Raw genomic sequence first — 17,825 nt, forward strand, 5'->3', positions numbered from 1 at the left:
TTAGAATAATAGAAATGGATAGGAACAAAAATGAGTGCAAAATTCATTGTAATAGAGGGCCTTGACGGAAGCGGAAAGGCTACCCAAACAAAAATCCTCTTTGATAAAATTTCAGCAATGGGAAAAAGCATTAAAAGGCTTGAATTTCCCGATTACGCAAACGAAAGCTCGGCACTTGTAAAAATGTATCTCGGCGGAGAATTCGGCAGTAATCCGAATGATGTAAACGCTTATGCCGCTTCGTCCTTTTATGCGGTAGACAGAGTGGCAAGTTTTCTTAAATTTTGGAAAAAAGATTACGAAAACAGTGATGTGATTTTAAGCGACAGATACGCTACATCCAATATAATTTATCAGATGTCTAAACTTGACAAATCGGAGTGGGACAACTTTATTGAATGGCAGGAGGATTTTGAATACAATAAACTTTCTGTTCCTAAGCCCGATAAAGTTATTTATCTTGATGTTAAACCCGAAGTATCGCAAAAACTTATGAGCAAGCGTTACGAGGGTGACGAAAGCAAAAAGGACTTGCACGAAAAAAACTTTGCATTTTTACTCGAATGTAGAAAATCTGCTTTATATGCCGCTGAAAAATGCGGTTGGACAATTATTGACTGTTGTGAAAACGGTGAAATCAAGCCGATAGAATCAATAGCAGAGGAAATAGAAAAGGCGGCTGAACTTAATAATTTATGCTAAACTTTAAGCTGATAGAAAAATCCGATATAAATAAATTTCAGAAATACTACGACAATCCGGAGGGAATATCACTTACTACCAATATTTTGAGCGCATACCTCTGGAGAAATGAATATAATATAAAATTTGCTTTGTACAACAACTGTTTAATAAAAGCATATTTTAATAACGATGACAGCGTGTGGGGATATTGCCTGCCGCACGGCGAAGATATAAAACCCGCTGTCGAAGAAATCATAAAGGACGCTCACGAGCGTGGGCAAAAACCTTTTATCGTAATGCTGACAGACGCACAAAGGGTTAAACTTGAAACCCTTTTCCCGTCAGAATTTAACTATGAATTTTCACCCGAAAATCAGGAATATGTCTATTTGTCAGAAGATTTAATAAATCTTTCGGGCAGAAAATTCCACGCAAAGCGCAACCATATTTCAAAGTTTAAGAACTGTTATCCCGATTACAGATTTGAAGAAATAACAAATTCAAATAAAGAGGACGCTTATAAAGTAATGCTTGATTGGTGTGCCGAAAATGAAATTGATATTGAGCACTACGAAGAAAAAAATGCAATCAGAGAGGCTCTTGACAATATGGAAGAATTTAAAATGCGTGGCGGTATTGTTTATGTAAAAGACAAAGCTGTTGCCATGACTCTCGGATGCGAAATCTCCCCCATTGCATTTGATATATGTTTTGAAAAAGCTTTGCGTGAATACGACGGCATTTATGCAGTAATTAACAATGAATTTGCCAAAACGCTGTTTTCTTATAAATATATAAACCGTGAAGAAGATATGGGTATAGAGGGACTTAAAAAGTCCAAACTCTCATATAATCCCATAATTCTGATTGCGAGGTATAACGCAACATTAAAAAATGATGGAAATTAATTTTTGTAAACCCGACAATTCCGATATTAAATCACTTAAAAAGCTTTGGCTTTCCTCTTTTGATGAAGAACCGAAAGCTGTTGATTTATTTTTTGACAAATGTTTTAACGCAAAACAAACTTATATTGCAAAGTACGGTGAAAAAATCATTTCCGCACTTTATCTTATAAGTGCAAGTTTTAACGGTCAAAAAGCTCATTATCTTTGCGGTGCGTCAACCCATAAAGATTTTCGCAAGCAAGGCATTATGAGCAAATTAATTAAATACGCTCTTGAAGATTCGGCAAAAAGCGGAGATAAGTATTCCTTTCTTTTCCCTGCAAACGATAATCTTTATAACTATTATCAAAATTTTGGTTATCGTGAAAACTGCATTGCTTATATTTCCGATTTTTCAAGAAATGATTTACTTTCTTTGCAGGAATTAAATTTCAGCGAAAATAATATTCTCAAGCAGGGTAATGACTTTAAAAATTTTGCTGTCGAATATTATTCAACATATAATATAAAAAATGTTAAAAGCAAAAATTATTTTGCATTGTTTGAAGAAAATGAAAATACGGCAGAAGTATTTTACTTTGAATTTGAAAAAAACAATTTAAAAAATATGATAAATGATATTCTGCAAAATACCGATGCCGAATATTTCAGATTTACACATAACAAATTATTTGAAAACGCACAAAAAATCCGATATGGAATGGTAAAATCGCTTGACAGCAAAATCACCGTGCCAAAGGATATTTATATAGGAATAACATTAAATTAAGTATAGAAAGGGTATTGCTATGTTTTATTTATTTTTAGCAGACGGATTTGAAGAAACCGAGGCTCTTGCACCGCTTGATATGATGCGCAGAGCAAAAATTGAAGTTAAAACAGTAGGAGTTACAGGCGAATTTGTAACAGGCTCACACGGTGTTACCGTTAAAGCCGATTTAAAACCCGAAGAAATATCATTTAATAACATTGACGGCGTGGTTCTTCCGGGCGGTATGCCGGGAACCATTAATCTCGGCAAATCTGAAACTGTGACTAAAGCGGCTGTTTACTGTGCAGAAAACGGCAAAATTACCGCTGCTATCTGCGCCGCTCCGTCGGTTTTGGGTAACCTCGGAATACTTAAAGGTAAAAAAGCAACCTGTTTCCCCGGATTTGAAAAAGAACTTGAGGGAGCAACATACACCGCTGCTCCTGTTGAAATTGACGGCAATGTAATTACAGGCAAAGGCGCAGGCTGTGCAATTCTCTTCGGCAAAGCTATTGTAGAAAAAGCAGTGTCTGCCGAAGCTGCAAACAAAGTCTGCGGTGATATGCAATGCCCATAATAAATATAAAAGAGCAAAAAAATTCACTAAGAGCAAAGCATAAGAAAATCAGAACAGCCTGTCCAAAAGAAATCAGAGCCGCTCTTGACAAAGCATTGTTTGAAAAATTTGTTGATTTGAAAGAATATAAAGAGTGCAGTATTCTGTTTGCGTTTGTATCTATGCCGATAGAAATTAACACCTACCCTATTCTTGAAAAGGCGATTGCAGACGAAAAAATACTTGTTCTGCCAAAATGCAGACAAAGCGAGCCTGTTATGGACTTTTATAAAGTAACATCACTAAGTCAGCTTATAGAGGGCAAATATTCCATTATGGAGCCTGATACAGAAGTCTGCGGCAAAATTACCGATTATTCAAACGGTCTTTGTCTTGTACCCGGATTAAGTTTTGACTTATACGGCTATCGGCTCGGTTTCGGAAAAGGCTATTATGACAGATTTTTAGAACAGTTTGGCGGTACAACGGCAGGTCTTTGCTACTCAAGATGCATTGAGCAAAAACTACCGCACGGAATATATGACAAGGCTGTTGACATAATAATAACTGAAAAATTCACAAACGATACACGAAATGTGTTTGAAAAAGGAATGGTGTAAGTGAACGAAGAAAATAATATTCAGAACCTTGAAGAAAAGCGTCGCCAAAAAGCAAAAAGCTTTACTTTAAATATTCAGGACGACATCTATGACGAATCCGCAAAAACAGAAAACAACGAACCCGAAGAACTTAACTCTTACAGCGGCGAAGATGTTAAGGAACAGATGGCAAAAAATTCTAAGCAGGCTTTAAAAAAGAAAAAGAAAATAGATAAAAAACTTTCAAAAGCCAAAAATAAGCGTAACCGCAGAGTTTTCAGAGTTATCTGGTTGGTTTCCGTTATAATTGTCGGTGCTATGGCAGGTATGTTCTTTGTGGCAGGCATTGACGATATGCTCGCTATCAACCGTACCGAAGAAAAAAATGTAAGAATAGAAATCCCTGCAAATCCGAATCTTGACACAGTTGCAACCGTTCTTGAAAAGAATAATATCATTGATGATAAAAACTATTTCAAACTGTTTGCAAAATTTACAAAGGCGGATGACGATTTTACACAGGGTACATATGACATCAAAACAAATTTGGACTACGAGGCAATTATCAACTTCTTGCTTAGCAGTGTAAACCGTACAGATACAGTTGAAGTAACAATTCCAGAAGGCAGAAATGTCCTTGAGATTGCTAAGTTACTTAAAGAAAAAGGTGCTCTCGCCGATGAAGACAAGTTCCTTGAGCTTTGTAATTCAAACCATTTTGACGATGAATATTCATTCTTAAAGGATATTACAAATGCAGATGACCGTTACTACAAACTTGAGGGTTACCTGTATCCTGATACTTATACATTCTATGAAAACGAAGATGCAGAGAATGTTATTTATCGTTTCCTTAATAACTACGAATCAAAACTTACCGAAAAACAAGATGTTCCGGGTTATGATAAGGTAACAACCATTGAAGATATGCTTAAGAAGAACAGAAGCGACTATACTCTTGACCAGGTTATGATAGTTGCGTCAATCATTCAGTCAGAGGCTGCCGATACAGACGATATGTATTACATTTCTTCTATTATCTACAACCGTCTTAATGCCGATGAAGATATGGGTGTTAAGTATCTCGGTCTTGACTCTACTAAATTCTACCCGTACAGAACACAAGCTGATATTCCTGAAGACGCAAGAGATACTTTTGAAAGTTCATATGACACATATTCTAAAGAAGGCTTACCGGCAGGTGAAATCTGTAACCCGGGTATGAATGCAATTATCGCTGCGCTCAATCCTAAGGATACAAATTACTACTTCTTCTGTCACGATAAAGACGGTAATGCTTATTATGCTTCAACAATTTATGAGCATAACGAAAATCTTGCAAATATTGAATAATTAGGAGATTATAATATGATTACAAGACCGGAAGTGCTTGCACCTGCAGGCGATATGGAATGTCTTAACTCTGCGCTTTCATTTGGCGCAGACGCAGTATTCCTCGCAGGCAAAATGTTTGGTATGCGCTCTGCATCAAAGAATTTTGACAATACACAGTTAAAACAGGCTTGCGAACTTGCCCACGCAAAGGGTGCAAAATTATATGTAACCTGCAACACTTTACCACGAAATAATGAACTTGACTTTTTACCCGACTATTTAAGCTATGCTCAAGAATGTGGTGTTGACGCATTTATTATTGCGGATTTAGGTGTTTTTGAAGCTGCTAAAAAATACGCTCCAAAGGTTGCAAGACATATTTCAACACAGGCAGGCGTAACAAACTATGCAACCGCAAATGTACTTTATAATATGGGTGCATCAAGAGTTGTGCTTGCAAGAGAGATTCCGCTTGATGAAATCGCACAGATGCGAGCAAAAATTCCGAAAGACCTTGAAATCGAGTGCTTTGTACACGGCGCAATGTGTGTGTCGTTCTCAGGCAGATGTCTTATTTCAAGTTATATGACAGGCAGAGATGCAAACCACGGCGACTGCGCACAGCCTTGCCGTTGGAAATATCACCTTTTTGAAGAAAACAGAGAGGGTCAGTACTTCCCTGTAGAGGAACATTCGGACGGCACATACCTTTACAATTCCAGAGATCTTTGTATGATTGAGCATATTCCCGAGCTTGTAAAAGCAGGAGTTTCCAGTCTTAAAATTGAGGGCAGAGCAAAATCAGCTTATTACACCGCTGTTACAACAAATGCCTATCGCCATGCTGTTGACGGATTTATGACTAACGGTGAAAATTATGTGCTTGAACCTTGGATTAAAGAGGAACTTGACAAGATAAGCCACCGTGAATACAATACAGGCTTTTACTTTGGCAAAGAACCGGGACAGGTTACGGGAAACGGTGGTTACATCAGACATTATGATGTGGTTGCTGTTTGCGAAAAGTCGATTGACGACACCACAACAGAAATTACACAGAGAAACAAATTTCTTGTGGGCGATACACTCGATGTACTGCCGCCAAGCGGTATTCCGTTTAATGTAAAGTGTGTTTCACTTACTGACGAATACGGAAATTCCGTTGATGCCGCACCGCATCCAATGCAAAAGCTCACAATGAAGAGTAATGTAAAAATTCCTGACGGTTCAGTTATAAGAAAAAAGAAAATTTGATATAAAAACTCCCCTGTTTTGCGGCAGGGGAGTTTTTGTTGGCTTTGCTAAGTTCTTTTTTAGTTGTTGTGAAATTATGGTTTAGCGGAGTGTCGGTCGGGCATTGAAATTTAGCTAACGCTAAATTATCAGCAAAAAAACAAAAAAGTTTACTCAATTTTTTCAAAAATTGCGGGTTTGGGCAGCGCCCATAAAAATCTTCCGATACAACAATTTATCAGGCGCAAACAGCTACGCTGTTTGCGTGCTAAAACCAAGTTTGTTAAAACAGGCGACAGCCTTTTATAAAAGAAATAATTAATTTCCAATTTATATAATGAATGGCTTTTTCTTATTGCTATCGCATTTAAAGGCTAACGCCGTTGTATTCAAGCCGCCAAACAGCGAGCTGTTCGGCTATCGTTAGATTGCGTAAACGGAAAGTATTTGTGGGCTTTGCCCACACCCACGACCTTTGAAAAGGTCGACCAAACTTTTATAATTAATTGGCAAATCAATTTGCTAAGCCATAATTTACCCCAACTATTTAAAAAGAACCGAAAAAACACCTTTCACAACTAAAGTGAAAGGTGTAATATTTATGCACAATTTACTATTCTGTTAAGTATATCATCGGTAGACTCGTTAAGCACATAAGCAAACTCGCCGAGCACCATTTTCTCTGCTTCTTTCAAAAAGCGTTCATCAGCCATATGTAATCTTTTGCCTCTTTTTAACTGCTGCTTTTCGTGAAGTTTTAAAGTTCTGATTAATCTAAGCAATTCAGATGACTTGCCCTCTGAAATGATGTTTTTAAATGTTTCAAATCTTATATTCTTATTGGAAATCCACTCTTCTTCTTTCGGCATATTATCCAAAAGGTCGATAATCTCATCTTTAGTAAGTACGGCTCTCATTTTTCCGACAAGTTTTTCATTTTGTACGGGAACAAAAACCTTTGCGGTTTTTGTCGCATTAGGACTAAGAACATAATACTCTACATTTACCTTGTCTATTCTTTTTGTTGTAATCTCGGTAACAGTGCAAACACCGTTAACACCATATGCGACTATATCAGATACCTCAAACATTTTCGGCACCTCCATGCGCAGATTTGTAAGCGTTATTTCGATAAAACATACTTCTCTCCTATTCTTAATTCTCATTCGTTAGTAATTGTTTAAAACAATGTCTGACAAAGCGGAAAACAGTTTATGCTTATTATATTTCTTATATCTAATATTATACCATATTTTGATAAATTATGACATAGGCAATATAGCTAACAATGTTATAAAATATGTTGTAAAAAATGCTAATTATTTCTGTTTTTAAAAGAATAAAGCTCCCGAGTTTATCGGAAGCTTTATTTAAAATAAAAATTATTATTGTTCTTTTCTGTAGAATGGTTCTACACCGTTTATTGCATTTCTTGCAAGGTCCATAGTAACAGGCATTACAACAAGGTCTACATCTTCAGTAAGGTATGGCTGTGCGGTTTCTTTTATAGCGTCAAAAATCTTTTTCATATCGCCGATAAAGTCAACTACAACAAGGAAACTCTTTTTGTCGCTGTGCTCCATCATTCTTAAGAAAGCAACGTTTACATTTGGCTCTGTGCTGAAATGATTGATAAGTGTAGCCATAAGGTCAATAGGATAATCCTTTGGTTCGCCGATTTTAATCTGCTCACCCGGCTTGAACAAATCTTTATTAAGTGTGTTAAAGTCTTTCTGCTGCTTGATTGAAATAATCATTGGCTTAGGGAAAGTAACGCTCTTGCCAAACGGATTGATAACAAAACCGACAACACCCGAATGTGGATCCATAACCATTTGAGAAATGCTATCAAAATCAGTAACTACTTTTTGAGCATTCTGGGTATCCTGCCACTTAAATAATTCTTCTGTATCTGTAAAAAGTCCAAAGAATTTTTCTTTTTTCTGATTTTCAAGAAGTCTGAACTGAACCTGTGTTGCCTGCTTCATAACAGTCTGACCGTTTTCTGTAACAGCCTGTGTTGTAGGAACAACCTTTGCAGGTAAAATAAACTTAGCCTTTACAACTTCTGTAATCATCTTATCGACGTTCTCTTTTGAGTTGTCTTCCTGCATATTTACAATTGCTTCTTTTAAATCAGGGTTAAAAATCTTTTCAGCAGGTACTCTGCTGTTTTCCATTTTCATTTCGCTCATAATAATATATCCTCCAACAGTTATTCTATAGTATATGTTTTGCCGTCCTCAACAATAAGTCCCTTATCTGCTGGATACTGCTGAGAACCGTCTTCGTCACCGTCATTAAAAATAATATACGGTGTTTCCCAATCGTCTTCAAAAGTATAGCTGTACTTTCCGTCGCTTTCCTTTGTCATTTCAATTCCCGGCCAGGTTTCGTTTTCATACAGTTCATCGTTGTAAACATATGCAAAAATCTGATCGCCCCAGCTGTCGGGCTTTTCAAAATATACCTTTGTGCCGCTTGAAATTGAATATTTTACTTCTGTAGCAAATACAACTCTTTCGTAGGTTTTTACACCCTTGGAATTTTTAGCTGTAAGTTCAAGTATTGCTATATCACTTCCGCTCGGTACAGAAACGGTTACGGTTTCTCCGTTCTTATATGAAACAGCCGCGGCTCCGTTAAGAGCATATTCCGCATTATCAGTATTTGCACAAGTAAGTGTGACTGTTGCGGTTTTACCGCTTTGAATATTAAATACGGTGTCCTCGGCAACGCCTACTTCGGCGGCAGCTTCATATTCCTTATAACCGTCGTTATAAAGAACTACCACACTGTTTGCCGGAATATCGGCATCAGAAGTAAGTTTACCGTTTTTAACGGTGTATTCTGTCTTGCCGTCAACTCTGTTTACATATGTACCGTCGGCAAGATTTGTTTCAAATCCTGTCTTAAGAGCGTCTTTTGTATTTACAATTACCGCTCCTTTTGTGCCTCTTTCAATCATAACAGCGGTTGAATCAGAGTTCGGATTTACAATATTTTCGTCTTCGCCAATCATAGCTGTACGGAAGAAATTTACGGCTTTTACACTCTTATCCTTGTACATATCGTCACCCTCTGTGCCGATACGGTTCATTCCCCATTCGTTTTCAACACTTGAATAGTAAGGACGATCGAAGAACAGCGGTGTACCGTCTTTTCTTGCGGTTATAATTGCCCAACCGAGGAGAACCTGCTCCTTTGTCATACTGTACCAGTTGCCGTCATTAATGTAGTTATCGTGAGATTCAACCCATGTAACCATATTAAGCGGTGCGTCACCGAGCCAATAATCACTTACAGTACCTTTTGACAAAATATTGTTTGTAATTGCGCCTCTGATTTTACTGCCGTATGTACTTGCTGTAGTATGACCTATTGCTTCAATATAGTCGGCAATTCTTTCATTGTTGCCCTGAAGCACCTCTCCGTATATAAACAGATTGTCAGCATTGTTTACTTCGGTGATTACTCTCTGCCAGAAGTTATTTGTAAAGCCGTCATCTTCCTTAGGATCGTCAGGTAAGCCGATGTGCTTTGCAGTATCATAACGGAAACCGTCAGCACCGCAAGCGACACAGTCATTGAGATACTCAATAAAATAATCCTGAAAAGATGTGCGCTCTGTATTAATATCAGGCAAACCACCCATTTTGTAAGTAGTGCAAGCAAGTCTGTTTGAAAAGTCATTGAGGTCATACGCATTGTTTTTATGATAAAGCGTGTCCAAACTTCCGCCGCCTGCATCAATAAGATCCTGACTTACTGCGCTTGTGGTCGGTGTTGTGTGGTTAGCAATAACATCAACAATAACCTTAATACCGTACTTTTCCGCCTCGTCACACATAGCTTTAAACTCGTCACGAGTTCCGAGCTGATAGTTACCGATTTTAAAATCGGTGGGCTGATAATGATAGTACCATTTGCCATCACCGTAAAGCTGCATTCCGCCGTTCTCGCCCTCAAGGCAAGCATTAATAGGCGAAGTCTGCAGCGCCGTATATCCTGAAGCCGCAATGTCAGCCATAGATTCCTTTATAGTATTGAAATCCCACGAAAAACACTGCAAAATTGTACCGTTATCAATCTTATCTGCGTGAGCATACTCGGTAGAAGTATTGGTAGAAGTATTATCATCTGAACCGTTCTGCGAATTTGAACAGCCTGTCAAATAAACGACAGAACCTGTGAGCATAGCAGAAACCAACAGACCTGATAATATTCTTTTAAACAAATAATCACCATCTTTCATTTCACAATTAATCCGAGTGCGATAAGCCACAAGGATAAAATTATTATAACATTATTTCTTAGCAAAATAAATAGTATTTTGAGATTTTTTACAATTATTTTAAAAATTCCTACCTAATAAACAAAAAGAGCCTGATTTTTTTGGATAATCAGACTCTTAAAATATTACTTTTTTTCGGTAAGGAGTTTGTTTAACTCCTCCATAAATGTATTAATATCCTTGAATTGGCGATAAACCGAGGCAAAACGAACATATGAAACTTCATCAACCTTTTTAAGGCGCTCCATTACAAGTTCACCGATCTGCTCGGCAGTAATTTCTCGTTCAAAGCCGTTCTGTGCAGTAAGCTCAATGTCAGTGACCATTTCTTCTACCTGTTCAACAGAAACAGGGCGCTTTTCGCAAGCACGAAGAATACCTGCAGTCAGCTTATTGCGGTCAAAAACTTCTCTTGATTTGTCACGCTTGACAACATAGAGAGGAATATTCTCAATAATTTCATAAGTTGTAAAACGCTTTCCGCACTTAAGACATTCTCTTCTTCTGCGTATTCTTTCCCCGTCATCTGCCGAACGGGAATCCACAACCTTACTTTCTTCAAATGAACAATATGGGCATTTCATAAAAAGCTCCCCTAAATCACAAATATTCTAAAAATATTATAACATACCGAAAAATTCAAGGCAATAAATATTTATTTACAAATTTATTACATTTTTGCTCTATGCTGATTTTTACAAATGAAAAAAGCAACAGTTGAGAATAAACTCGTCTGTTGCTTTTTTAGGGGTAATAGGGTTATAGAAGAAATTTATGTTATGTAGTTGATAGCATATTTTTAACAGCTCATTCGCTGTTTCTTTTAAAATTATAGCAGAATAATACTATTTTGGAAATTGCATTTGCAACGATTTTCAAGAAACTGTATAAAAATACAGTAATAAATTTTATTGAATACTTACTAATATGCCAAGATTTAATTAATATCAAGACTAACACAAGCAATATTCATTACTGTTTTATAATATCCCCACAATTTATAATTTTTGCAATATGGTGAAATTATCACCGTTAAAATCTATTAATCCGTCTTTTTTCATTTTATTAAGCTCACGGGAAAGCGCCGATTTATCAACGCTTAGATAATCCGCAAAATCCTGTCTTGAGCCTTCAATGCAAAAAGAAGAACTTCCGTCACGCTTTTCTCTGAATTCAAAATAACGCATTATTTTTTTGCGTATGGAACGCTCTGAAAGCACAATTTTATATTCGAGAGAGCGCAAATCCATCTCCTCAAACAATACAAAAAGATTTTTAAGTAATTTTTGCTGAATAATAATCTTTTTATAATCATTTTCTTTAATTTTCGCAAAATCCAGAAAAAGAATTGTCGACTCCCCATGCGACACTATTTCAATATCGCAATGTGTGGTTCGTGGTGCGGCGGTGATAAGCCAACCTATGCTGTCACTGTAAACTCTTCCCAAAATTTCACGAACTCCGTCTGAATTATATTTTTGTATTTGAGCCGCACCCTCAAGCACAAAAGCGGAATATTTATGAATTTTGCCTGAACTTACAATAATATCATCATTTTTATAGCTCTGAATTTTATAATCAAATTCCACAAGCGCCTGTTCTATTTCTTCATCTGTAAAACTTTCAAAAATCGGGTGCTTTCTTAGGAATTCAAAATGTTGTTCCATATTTCCTCCGACGAATTAAATATGCAATACTAAAAATATCCGCACCAAAATATACGGATATTTTATCCGTATATTCAAAATAGTTTGCGTACTTTTAGCAAAAACTATTTTATTAAATTATTGAATCTGCAAGAGCGGCAAGCTGAACTTCATTTTCAGCTGTCATAGTTGAACGGATTGTAACCTTGGCATCTGAAATCTCAATGCCCTTCATTTCGTCAAAATAAGGCTGCATAGACTTGATTGCACAAGGTGCCCATGAACCGTTTTCAATCATAGCGACTTTACGGTTTTTGTATCCCTTAATTTTCAAATGATGTAAAAAGTCATTCATAACGGGGAAAACTCCGCCGTCATATGAAGGAGCGGCCACAACAAGTGTAGAATACTTAAATGCGTCCTCAACATTTTCTGCCATATCACTTCTTGAAAGGTCAGAAATAGCAATCTTTTTATCTGTTTTCTCTTTCAAAATATCATAAAGTTTTAAAGCGGCTTTTTCGGTATTGCCATGAATTGAACAATAAGCGATAAATATACCGTCAACCTCCGGCTCATACTTGCTCCAGATGTCATAAAGGTTAATATAATAACCGAGATTTTCAGTAAGAACAGGACCGTGTAACGGACAGATTTTCTCAATGTCAAGCTTAGCTGCTTTTTTAAGCAAAGCCTGAACCTGCACACCGTATTTTCCGCAAATATTAAAGTAATATCTTCTTGCCTCGCAAGCCCAATCTTCGTCTGTATCAAGTGCACCGAATTTACCGAATCCATCGGCAGAAAAAAGCACTTTTTCCTTGCTTTCATATGTAACCATAACCTCGGGCCAATGTACCATAGGTGCCATATAGAAAGAAAGTGTATGTTCGCCGAGGTTTAATGAGTCGCCCTCTTTTACAGTAACCGTTCTGTCGGTAAGGTCAATGTCAAAAAATTGAGGCAGCATATTAAATGTCTTAGCATTTCCGACAAGCTTCATATCGGGATATTTATCTGCAAGCAGCTGTATGTTTGACGCATGGTCAGGCTCAAGATGATTAATAATAAGATAATCGGGAGTTTTTCCGTCAAGTACATTTTCAAGATTTGCAACCCATTCATCGGTTTTTCTCTTATCCACCGTGTCAAGTACGCAGATTTTTTCATCAAGAATTACATATGAGTTATAAGAAATGCCGTTTGGCACAATGTACTGGCTTTCAAAAAGGTCAATATCTTTATCATCAACGCCGATATATTTAATAGCGTCAGAAATATTTATATTCATTTTTATTCTCCCCTTAATTAAAATAATAATTCGTATATGATTATACCATAATTAGACATATATTTCAATAGAGTCAGGTAGCAAATTAGCTACTTTTACAAAAAGCAAAAAACATATAAACAAATACAAATAAATACTCCTAAGCAGTAAATATCAAAAAAACAATACTTAAAACAGAGAAAATTGTTGCTAATGCAGGAGCAAAGCTTAGTTCTATATTACGAATATATTTTATTTTGTCGAGCAATGGCGGAAATTCACCATAAACATCGTAATAACAGACTATGGATTTTAAATATCGGGCAACTTGAAATCCGAACATTCCAAAAGCCGTCATGGTATTTACAGCATTATTTCCGATATAACTGATATTTGTATTTATAACAGCAAGAAATATTAAACAACACATTACTAAAGAAATTGCTATATTTGTACGGGAAACATTTTTACATTCTGCATTATAAGAAAAAATCCAGAATCCAACCGCACCGCAAATCAAAAGTACGGCAAAGAGTATATGTAACGGATAATTATACGGATATAAAATTTTATTATCGTATAAAATCCTTGAAATAAAGAGCAAAACAGCATTATACAAAAGCAGTCCCATATCTCCTATCAATATTTTTTTACTCATTCAATAATCTCCTTAAAATAAATCAGTCTTTGCAGTACAACTTACTTATAATTTATGGTTACCGAAAAAAGTGTGAATAGATAAGATGGTTCATCACTATTTTTGTGGGATGGTGAACGGACAGAAGGAATAGAAAGATAGCGAATCAAGGTGAAGAAAAAGTCGTCGTCACGGTAACCGTAGCCGATTCGTTTAGCGACCTTGATCTTGTTGTTGAAGCCTTCGAGCTTGCCGGTGCTGATTGGGTAGATGGCATGAGCCGCTAAGCCGGGGAGTCGTTTTTCTTTTTGAACTGCAAACCGTACCAATGCGGGAATCTCACTTTCTTTCGCCGCCTGAAACCATTTTGTCCATTCCTTTTTCCTTTCTTTCATTGTAACACACTTTTTCCAAAATGCAAAAAGTGTGCAAGTTATTTTTCTAACTTACACACTTTATTTTACAAGCTCGGTCGTGATGATCTTGCAGAATAGATTGTAATTGCTCGGTTTTACTATCGGAGAGTTTATCAGAGTTAGTGAGCAATGACCAGCGCAGCTTCTTGAGTTGGCTGTATTCCTGCTTTTCCGCTTTAGCTTCTTGTTTAAGAGATTTCATAGTTTCCTTGTCGGTATCATCCGAGATATCGGCAAGAATTTCTTTTTCTTTGGCTTTATGCCTGCGAGCTTCATCCAGACGAACAGTGCCGAGAACATCTCTGCCAAATTGCGACTGCATATGAAACCGATCATATACAATCCGTGCTTTGTTACAAGCTTGTTGTAAGATGCGTTCATGGCCATCGCTACCGCGATGACTGCCGATAAGGAGTCGGAAGGCAAGGCAAAAAACGAAGCTATAGCTGCAATCACTGCTTCTCACAAATCGTCATCTGCGGCGAATGCGGTGAAATGTTCCGCAGGCTCCACTGGAATAACCGAGGTGTTAAGTCCATCGTCTGGCGCTGCATCAGCAAGCTAGAACCCACCGGCCTTGAATGCCACGCCAAAACCATAAACGAACTTGACCTGCAGGAAATCGTTCTCACAGCCTTGAATGAGTTGCTTGGTGATAAATCCAAATACCAGCAACAGCTACAGCAGAATATTGCATCAGTCATCAGAGCTTCCGCTGCAATCACCACGGATGGCATTGACGAGCAACTGATGGAACTCCAGAAAGAGCTTCTCAAAAAGGCTAACAACAAGGAAGCCTATGATGAGATTGCAGACCAGATTTTTAAGCTCCGTGAACAGCGAGAAAATTGCACTGTTGACACTGCCGCCAGAGACGCACAGATTCAGCGTATCAATGAGCTGCAGGATTTCATTAAGCAGCAAAGTGCTACCCTCGAAGTTTTCGATGAGACATTGGTAAAACGATGGCTTAAGCAAATTACAATTTGGAATGACCATTGTACGGTTGAATTGAAATCCGGACTTAAGGTCGATGTTGAAAGATAAGCATAAATGCACTAAACCCTCCCAGCCATGATGGTTGAGAGGGCTAATGCTTATTCCATTGAATCAAACAATGTAAGCTGACATTCCTTGAGTGATACCATCTTACGTTCCTTTATTGCATCGTCATGGCAAACTTCTCCGAAAAGAAGAGGGGATAAAGGATTATGTACCTGAGTATTTCGCATGACTGTATTATGGCTATAATTGGCATAACAATAAAGGCAACCATTTTTGCATGTGTTATATGTTCCAATATCAATGCTAGCAATACAACCACATTCTGGCCGCTGATTCTGATCTTTTCCTACAGCAAGTTTGCATTTTCCTATCCGTTCAAAACGTTCTCTATCAATGCAGTGAGCATGTGTTATTCCAAATCTATCAAGATCGATTGCTTCAGAACAGGTGTCTATATAGAAACCATACTCTTTTGCGATTTCAGAAAACCTTTGCATCAGTTCTATTTGTTGCTCTTTTGACTCTGGATGGATTTTTAGCGGCTGAGTATTTCTTGCCGTATTGCGATAGAAGTCGAGAAAACTCACGGTGCATTTTTCCGTATAATCCCCCAATTTTGCTGCCAGAACCCTGAAATATTTGCAGTGGTATTCCATTGTATATCTATCATTGAAGAAGATTGGGTCATATCGCCAGATGACCTTTTCTTTTCCTATTGATTTAGATAATTGTTGGAATGCAGGAATTATTATATTGTTTTTGGATGGAATATTTGGCTCCACATCCTTATCATAAGCTGTTAACGTGAACTGAAAGTAATAATTATATCTTTCAAGTTCCGATAAACGGTTCAGCATAGGTACTGGATTTTTTGTCCAAAAGACAATTCCATCAACAACGTCGGGTGACAGATTTATCCTACCTATTTGATGGATATTCATCGGGTTTCTGACCAATACATATTCTTCTTTAAGCCTGTTAAAAAGCCAGTCAGAATAATATGTTGGAATGTCCGTTCTTCGACTGGCGCTTATTATCATCGAATCACCTCCTACTGAACTTCGATAAGTAATTGGGCGCTTGAGCAATCATGCCACGGTTGATATATACCATCAAATTCTTTTGGCAAATTGAAAACCGTTTGGCTAGAAGCATGCCTCTCACCATATCTTTGCGCAGGGTTTACTATTTTATAATCAAAATAGAACTTTCCGCAACTTTCATGGAAATCGGCCGCCTTCAACTTATCAATAAGGTCAGAAAAATAGTCCCTTCCCCTGTTTACACTGTTTACATCGTTAATAAGAATCACCATTGGAACATTCTCCTGCTTATGGCTTATAATAGTATCCACAAGTTTTTGGAAGAATGCATTAATTTGTTTGATTGACCAGTATTGTAAAAATGTGAAATTATATATTGTAAAACAACAACATTGGCATCGGAGATTGTAAAATCTTTCGTCACAGCATCCCAATACTTGAACCGTGTCTTTTTCACGGTTGACGTCTTGTAGGTATCTATTTTTTCATGAATACTTTTCCAACGTTTATTTATATCAATCCCCAAATAACTTATTGTTTTACTTGGTGAAGTCTCATGACAAAAGCGCTCCAATGCCATAAGATCTGGGCAAGCGCCACAACCGATAGATAGCACATGATATTTCTCAATTTCCATCATTGCGTCGCTTTTTCTCATAAGGTAAAGCATTTCTGACGCATACTTTGCTGTATAATCACAAACATAAAAATGCATCATACGTTCACATTCATAATCTTTTCGACCCAACGGATATCTACTTGGATAGTGAACCTCTTCAAGACATTGTTTGCAGTTCCCGCAAGGCGTTCCCGGACAGGCAGAATTGTGGTCACAGTCATCACATGTAGTTGTGATGTATTGCCTGTGGCAGTAATTGACCACAACATCCAACAAAGATTTTTTCTTAAGCCTTTTTAATTCTTTTTTTGTCAGTTTTGAATTTGAATAATCATAAGACATACTACTGCCATTCTCGTAGCCGCAATATGGACAATTATCGTACTCATGCTCCCTCAAACCGGGGATTTGTTCACTTACAGTACGGTGATATAATTTATGGCAGTTACTACAGACAGCAATAGAACTGTTTTCCTCATATTCACACAACACGTTATTCTCATCATATGCTAACATTCTTTCACCTCGTTCTCATAACACTATTTATGAATCATTTCTCTGATATCCATTTCGCACACTCAATTTTCTAAACAATCGGGTGTGCTGAACATCTGTCACTGTCAACCATACAATACACCAACTCAATTTTTCTGATTCGACATATATTTCCTCTTACTCACTTTCGAATAGGAAAATGAGTGAGATGTATGTCAGACAATATCACTCAAAATGCTGGGGAAAAAGCGGTTTTTTACACTTTAATTATCAGCCCTTGACATTAATACTACATCTCAGTTTGTGAAAGTAAGGCTATTTCGGGAACAAGTAC

General features: G+C 37.2%; 19 protein-coding genes and 1 pseudogene. 8 read left to right on the forward strand and 12 right to left on the reverse strand.

The features are described from left to right. Positions 1–30 precede the first annotated feature (30 nt). The 7 genes from I2E21_RS01250 to I2E21_RS01280 are packed head-to-tail and all read left to right on the forward strand — an operon-like array spanning position 31 to position 6,087. Positions 31–702 (forward strand): deoxynucleoside kinase, encoded by a 672-nt coding sequence (locus I2E21_RS01250; protein WP_195410149.1) that lies wholly within the window; start codon positions 31–33, stop codon positions 700–702. Then, on the forward strand, positions 696–1,592 hold the full coding sequence (locus I2E21_RS01255) for a phosphatidylglycerol lysyltransferase domain-containing protein (RefSeq protein WP_195410150.1): 897 nt from the start codon (positions 696–698) through the stop codon (positions 1,590–1,592). The genes I2E21_RS01250 and I2E21_RS01255 overlap by 7 nt, the downstream gene beginning before the upstream one ends. Next, positions 1,579–2,361 carry a GNAT family N-acetyltransferase gene (locus I2E21_RS01260; RefSeq protein ID WP_195410151.1) on the forward strand — a complete coding sequence of 261 codons (783 nt, stop codon included), beginning with the start codon at positions 1,579–1,581 and terminating at the stop codon, positions 2,359–2,361. The genes I2E21_RS01255 and I2E21_RS01260 overlap by 14 nt, the downstream gene beginning before the upstream one ends. Before the next feature lie 19 nt (positions 2,362–2,380). Then, on the forward strand, positions 2,381–2,920 hold the full coding sequence (locus tag I2E21_RS01265; RefSeq protein ID WP_207735287.1) for a DJ-1 family glyoxalase III: 540 nt from the start codon (positions 2,381–2,383) through the stop codon (positions 2,918–2,920). Continuing rightward, positions 2,911–3,519 carry a 5-formyltetrahydrofolate cyclo-ligase gene (locus I2E21_RS01270; RefSeq protein WP_195410152.1) on the forward strand — a complete coding sequence of 203 codons (609 nt, stop codon included), beginning with the start codon at positions 2,911–2,913 and terminating at the stop codon, positions 3,517–3,519. The genes I2E21_RS01265 and I2E21_RS01270 overlap by 10 nt, the downstream gene beginning before the upstream one ends. Beyond that, positions 3,520–4,851: an endolytic transglycosylase MltG gene (gene mltG, locus I2E21_RS01275; RefSeq protein ID WP_195410153.1), complete on the forward strand. Its 1,332-nt coding sequence runs from the start codon at positions 3,520–3,522 to the stop codon at positions 4,849–4,851. Between the two features lie 15 nt (positions 4,852–4,866). After that, positions 4,867–6,087, forward strand: coding sequence for a U32 family peptidase (locus tag I2E21_RS01280; protein WP_195410154.1), 1,221 nt, complete (start codon positions 4,867–4,869; stop codon positions 6,085–6,087). Between the two features lie 578 nt (positions 6,088–6,665). On the opposite strand, the gene I2E21_RS01285 is transcribed toward I2E21_RS01280, so the two are convergent. The 9 genes and pseudogenes from I2E21_RS01285 to I2E21_RS12405 form a co-directional block, all read right to left on the reverse strand. Further along, positions 6,666–7,157, reverse strand: a complete 492-nt coding sequence (locus I2E21_RS01285) for a CarD family transcriptional regulator (RefSeq protein ID WP_022235247.1) — start codon at positions 7,155–7,157, stop codon at positions 6,666–6,668. A gap of 294 nt (positions 7,158–7,451) precedes the next feature. Next, positions 7,452–8,261, reverse strand: coding sequence for an enhanced serine sensitivity protein SseB (locus tag I2E21_RS01290; RefSeq protein WP_195410155.1), 810 nt, complete (start codon positions 8,259–8,261; stop codon positions 7,452–7,454). Positions 8,262–8,281: 20 nt separating this feature from the next. Continuing rightward, positions 8,282–10,321: an alpha-amylase family glycosyl hydrolase gene (locus I2E21_RS01295; protein ID WP_195410156.1), complete on the reverse strand. Its 2,040-nt coding sequence runs from the start codon at positions 10,319–10,321 to the stop codon at positions 8,282–8,284. Between the two features lie 164 nt (positions 10,322–10,485). Then, on the reverse strand, positions 10,486–10,944 hold the full coding sequence (gene nrdR, locus I2E21_RS01300; RefSeq protein ID WP_022235244.1) for a transcriptional regulator NrdR: 459 nt from the start codon (positions 10,942–10,944) through the stop codon (positions 10,486–10,488). A 414-nt stretch (positions 10,945–11,358) separates the two neighbouring features. After that, on the reverse strand, positions 11,359–12,027 hold the full coding sequence (locus I2E21_RS01305) for a Crp/Fnr family transcriptional regulator (protein WP_022235243.1): 669 nt from the start codon (positions 12,025–12,027) through the stop codon (positions 11,359–11,361). Between the two features lie 112 nt (positions 12,028–12,139). After that, on the reverse strand, positions 12,140–13,297 hold the full coding sequence (locus tag I2E21_RS01310) for an FprA family A-type flavoprotein (protein ID WP_022235242.1): 1,158 nt from the start codon (positions 13,295–13,297) through the stop codon (positions 12,140–12,142). A 139-nt stretch (positions 13,298–13,436) separates the two neighbouring features. Further along, on the reverse strand, positions 13,437–13,934 hold the full coding sequence (locus I2E21_RS01315; RefSeq protein ID WP_195410157.1) for a hypothetical protein: 498 nt from the start codon (positions 13,932–13,934) through the stop codon (positions 13,437–13,439). 152 nt (positions 13,935–14,086) lie between these two features. Continuing rightward, positions 14,087–14,350, reverse strand: a pseudogene (locus I2E21_RS12400) (transposase); the annotation flags it as partial. 4 nt (positions 14,351–14,354) lie between these two features. Beyond that, positions 14,355–14,795 (reverse strand): transposase, encoded by a 441-nt coding sequence (locus I2E21_RS12405; RefSeq protein WP_195410159.1) that lies wholly within the window; start codon positions 14,793–14,795, stop codon positions 14,355–14,357. A 170-nt stretch (positions 14,796–14,965) separates the two neighbouring features. On the opposite strand from I2E21_RS12405, the gene I2E21_RS01330 reads away from it, so the two are divergent. Next, positions 14,966–15,376 (forward strand): hypothetical protein, encoded by a 411-nt coding sequence (locus I2E21_RS01330; protein ID WP_243240571.1) that lies wholly within the window; start codon positions 14,966–14,968, stop codon positions 15,374–15,376. 50 nt (positions 15,377–15,426) lie between these two features. Here the strand turns inward: I2E21_RS01330 and I2E21_RS01335 are convergent, their stop codons facing one another. From I2E21_RS01335 to I2E21_RS01345, 3 genes are read right to left on the reverse strand one after another with little or no spacing between them, the layout of a single operon-like run. Beyond that, positions 15,427–16,374, reverse strand: coding sequence for a DUF1848 domain-containing protein (locus tag I2E21_RS01335; protein ID WP_195410160.1), 948 nt, complete (start codon positions 16,372–16,374; stop codon positions 15,427–15,429). Positions 16,375–16,385: 11 nt separating this feature from the next. Next, a complete protein-coding gene (locus tag I2E21_RS01340) occupies positions 16,386–16,649 on the reverse strand; it encodes a hypothetical protein (RefSeq protein WP_195410161.1) in 264 nt (87 codons plus the stop codon). Positions 16,650–16,672: 23 nt separating this feature from the next. Next, the gene (locus I2E21_RS01345; RefSeq protein WP_195410162.1) at positions 16,673–17,512 is read right to left on the reverse strand and encodes a hypothetical protein; all 840 of its coding nucleotides are present in this window, start codon (positions 17,510–17,512) and stop codon (positions 16,673–16,675) included. Between the last annotated feature and the right edge of the window lie 313 nt (positions 17,513–17,825).

Source organism: Ruminococcus sp. BSD2780120874_150323_B10 (assembly GCF_015553695.1).
Lineage (GTDB): Bacteria > Bacillota > Clostridia > Oscillospirales > Acutalibacteraceae > Ruminococcoides > Ruminococcoides intestinale_A.